The sequence below is a fragment of the Klebsiella sp. GG_Kp175 genome (assembly GCF_040062325.1).
GTDB classification, from domain to species: domain Bacteria; phylum Pseudomonadota; class Gammaproteobacteria; order Enterobacterales; family Enterobacteriaceae; genus Klebsiella; species Klebsiella quasipneumoniae.
The window spans coordinates 1-4,012 of sequence record NZ_JBEAFX010000027.1; the positions used below are offsets into that span (position 1 = coordinate 1).

3 protein-coding genes and 3 tRNA genes are annotated in these 4,012 nt (G+C 51.8%); 5 read left to right on the forward strand and 1 reads right to left on the reverse strand.

Features of this window, described 5'->3' with window-relative positions; translation table 11 throughout:
• Positions 1-199: 199 nt before the first annotated feature.
• Positions 200-1,228, forward strand: a complete 1,029-nt coding sequence (gene murB / locus ABLU73_RS22790; RefSeq protein ID WP_049116879.1) for a UDP-N-acetylmuramate dehydrogenase — start codon at positions 200-202, stop codon at positions 1,226-1,228.
• Positions 1,225-2,187: a bifunctional biotin--[acetyl-CoA-carboxylase] ligase/biotin operon repressor BirA gene (birA, locus tag ABLU73_RS22795; protein ID WP_004206834.1), complete on the forward strand. Its 963-nt coding sequence runs from the start codon at positions 1,225-1,227 to the stop codon at positions 2,185-2,187. Before murB ends, birA begins: the two co-directional genes overlap by 4 nt.
• A gap of 26 nt (positions 2,188-2,213) precedes the next feature.
• On the opposite strand, the gene coaA is transcribed toward birA, so the two are convergent.
• A complete protein-coding gene (gene coaA / locus ABLU73_RS22800; RefSeq protein WP_004206833.1) occupies positions 2,214-3,164 on the reverse strand; it encodes a type I pantothenate kinase in 951 nt (316 codons plus the stop codon).
• A 430-nt stretch (positions 3,165-3,594) separates the two neighbouring features.
• On the opposite strand from coaA, the gene ABLU73_RS22805 reads away from it, so the two are divergent.
• From ABLU73_RS22805 to ABLU73_RS22815, 3 genes are all read left to right on the forward strand, one after another.
• Positions 3,595-3,670: transfer RNA gene (locus tag ABLU73_RS22805), tRNA-Thr, on the forward strand.
• A gap of 10 nt (positions 3,671-3,680) precedes the next feature.
• Positions 3,681-3,765 (forward strand) — tRNA-Tyr (locus ABLU73_RS22810).
• A gap of 115 nt (positions 3,766-3,880) precedes the next feature.
• Positions 3,881-3,955, forward strand: a tRNA-Gly gene (locus ABLU73_RS22815).
• Positions 3,956-4,012: the final 57 nt, after the last annotated feature.

The window sequence follows — 4,012 nt, forward strand, 5'->3', positions numbered from 1 at the left end:
GTCGTCCGGCCAGCGTGCCGGTATGTCTCCCCGGTGGCGCTGCGCTTACCGGGGCCAGGGGCCTTGCGGGTTCTGTAGCCCGGCCCGGTACACCACTCACCACTGGTAACGCTCCGCAATATTATTGCCTCTGTAATCAGGCAAGCCTTCCCCCGCCAGATACGGTAAACTAACGCCGATTTTGCATCAGGAAGCCACTATGAATCACTCCCTCAAACCCTGGAATACCTTTGGCATTGAGCGATCCGCCAATACGATAGTACGCGCCGAAACTGAGCAACAGTTGCTAAGCGCCTGGCAAACCGCTGTCGCGGCTGGCGAACCCACGCTAATCCTTGGGGAAGGCAGTAACGTCCTGTTTCTGAACGACTATGCCGGTACGGTGATCCTCAACCGGATTATGGGGATCGAGGTGAGCGAAACCCCGGATGCCTGGCGCTTGCACGTCGGTGCCGGCGAAAACTGGCATCAACTGGTGCAGTTCACGCTACAGCATGCGATGCCTGGTCTGGAAAATCTGGCATTAATCCCTGGCTGCGCAGGATCCTCACCGATCCAGAATATTGGCGCCTACGGCGTCGAATTGCAGCGGGTCTGCGAATATGTTGACTGCATCGAGCTGGAAACGGGACGTAAACAACGCCTTTCCGCAGCGGAATGCCGTTTCGGCTATCGCGACAGCATCTTTAAACATGAATATCAGGACCGCTACGCCATAGTCGCGATTGGCTTAGCGTTAGAGAAAGCGTGGCGACCTGTGCTGAGCTACGGTGATTTAACACGTCTCGATCCGCAGACAGTCACCCCGCAGCAGGTATTCGATGCGGTCTGCCATATGCGAATGACTAAATTGCCGGATCCAAAGATTAACGGTAATGCTGGCAGCTTTTTTAAGAACCCGATCGTCAGCGCTCAGGTTGCTGAAGCGCTGCTGGCGCAGTTCCCTCATGCACCGCACTATCCGCAGGCAAATGGCAGCGTCAAGCTGGCCGCTGGCTGGCTAATCGATCAATGTCAGCTCAAAGGAAAACGCATCGGCGGCGCGGCCGTGCATCGACAGCAGGCGCTGGTACTGATTAATGAAGATCAAGCGACCAGCGAGGATGTGATAAAGCTAGCCCATTACGTTCGCCAGCAGGTGGGGGCAAAATTCAATGTATGGCTTCAGCCCGAGGTGCGCTTCATTGGAACGCATGGTGAAGTCAACGCAGAGGAGAGCATTGCGTGAAAGACCATACTATCCCTTTAACGCTAATTTCTATCCTTGCTGATGGTGAGTTTCACTCAGGTGAACAGCTTGGCGAGCAGTTAGGCATGAGCCGGGCGGCGATTAATAAGCATATCCAGACGTTACGCGACTGGGGCGTCGATGTGTTTACCGTGCCGGGCAAGGGGTACAGCCTGCCAGAGCCCATTCATCTGTTGGATGAGAAAAAGATCTCCCAACAGATAGAGCACGGTCGAGTGACTGTCCTTCCGGTAATCGACTCCACTAACCAGTATTTGCTGGACAGACTGGATGAGCTGACGTCCGGCGATGCCTGCGTAGCTGAATATCAGCAGGCAGGGCGAGGCCGGCGAGGCAGAAAATGGTTTTCCCCCTTTGGTGCGAATCTCTATCTCTCGATGTACTGGCGTCTGGAGCAGGGCCCGGCAGCGGCGATTGGCCTAAGCCTGGTGATTGGTATTGTGATCGCTGAAGTGCTGCAGCAACTCGGGGCCGAACAGGTTCGCGTGAAATGGCCAAACGATATTTACCTGCAGGATCGTAAGCTGTCAGGGATCCTCGTGGAGCTGACGGGGAAAACGGGCGATGCCGCACAAATCGTCAGCGGCGCGGGTATCAACCTTGTGATGCGTCGTGTGGAGTCTGATGTCGTCAATCAGGGTTGGATCAGTCTTCAGGAAGCGGGGGTGGTCATCGACCGTAATCTCCTCGCCGCGCGCCTGATTAAAGAGCTGCGCCTGGGACTGGAGCTGTTCGAGCAGGAAGGGTTGGCTCCTTATCTGCCGCGCTGGGAAAAACTGGATAACTTTATTCATCGTCCGGTAAAACTGATTATCGGTGATAAAGAAATTTATGGCATTTCCCGCGGCATTGACGCCCAGGGTGCGCTATTGCTGGAGCAGGATGGTGTGATAAAAGCCTGGGTTGGTGGTGAAATATCATTGCGCAGCGCAGAATAAAAAAGGGAGCTCCGGCTCCCTTTGCTTTATTTACGTAAGCGTACCTGATTAACAGAATGATTGGCGCTCTTGGTCATAATCAGGCTGGCGCGCTCGCGAGTTGGAAGGATGTTTTCCTTGAGATTCATTAGGTTAATCTCATTCCAAAGCGAGGTGGCAATTTCGACCGCTTCTTCCTTCGACAGCTTGGCGTAATTATGAAAATAAGAATCCGGGTCGGTAAATGCCCCTTCCCGGAATTTAAGAAAGCGGTTGATATACCAGCTTTTCAATAATTCTTCCGGGGCATCGACATAAATAGAAAAGTCGACAAAATCCGATACGAATACATGATGCGGATCGTGTGGATAATCCATCCCACTTTGCAGAACATTCAGTCCTTCAAGAATGAGAATATCCGGTTGAGCGACGGTTTTATCGCCATCGGGAATAACATCATAAATTAGATGGGAATAAACCGGTGCAGTTGCCTGTGGTACCCCTGATTTGAGATCGGAGACAAACTTCACCAGCCGATGCATATCATAGGACTGCGGAAAGCCTTTTTTCTTCATTAACCCACGTTCTTTCAAAACTGAGTTAGGGTGCAAAAATCCGTCAGTGGTAATGAGTTCGACATGGCGATGCTCCGGCCAACGGCTCAGCAAGGCCTGCAGTACACGGGCGGTGGTGCTTTTTCCTACCGCCACGCTGCCAGCGATACTGATAATATAGGGAATTCGCTGACCGTTGGTGCCAAGAAATTGTTCGAGAACAGCCTGACGACGCAGGTTAGAACTGATATAGAAGTTGAGCAAACGCGACAGCGGCAAATAGATCTCAGCAACCTCTTCCAGAGAGAGATCTTCGTTGATGCCTTTTAACCGCGTGATTTCTTCCTCGGTTAACGTCATCGGGACAGAATCACGAAGTGCAGCCCATTGGTGGCGGTTAAATTGTAGGTACGGTGTCATTAACGTCTGCTCTTTTTGGCTCATAAGCATGTTCTTACCATCACCGAATACGTTGAAACGGCGATGCTTCACACGAGTTAATCAGGACAATGGGCAGGAGGGTAACACCAGATTGCCGGGAATAATAAGAAAAAAACTCATTGAATGCCGCTTTCTCGCGCCAGCGTCACAAGAGAGGAATAAGTTTCTTATGCTTTGCAAAGCATGGCCTTTGCTAACAGGATGGTACTCACGGCCTGCTGCCTTTCAGTTTACGGTCAGCATACGTTCCTGGTAAACGTGGCTGACCGAAACCGCGCCTGATGGGCCCGTTTGTTGGCGATTATTTGCACTCCTTTGTTTGAAATTACACCGTTTTTTCGCGTAAGAGCACAAAATGTGAGCAAGAGAACGTTTTATGCAAATTTTTAGTTGCATGAACTCGCTCCTCTCCCTAGAATGCGCGCTACTTGATGCCGACTTAGCTCAGTAGGTAGAGCAACTGACTTGTAATCAGTAGGTCACCAGTTCGATTCCGGTAGTCGGCACCATAACAATTTGGGTGGGGTTCCCGAGCGGCCAAAGGGAGCAGACTGTAAATCTGCCGTCATCGACTTCGAAGGTTCGAATCCTTCCCCCACCACCACTTTCTGGCGACGCTTTGCGTAGCCGGAGTTGGTTGGGTAAACTAATCAGCTCAATACTAAAGAGAGCAGTCTTTTTAGTATTACAGAAAGAACTGGGTAGCCGAGTTTCAGGATGCGGGCATCGTATAATGGCTATTACCTCAGCCTTCCAAGCTGATGATGCGGGTTCGATTCCCGCTGCCCGCTCCAGACGTGCTGATATGGCTCAGTTGGTAGAGCGCACCCTTGGTAAGGGTGAGGTCCCCA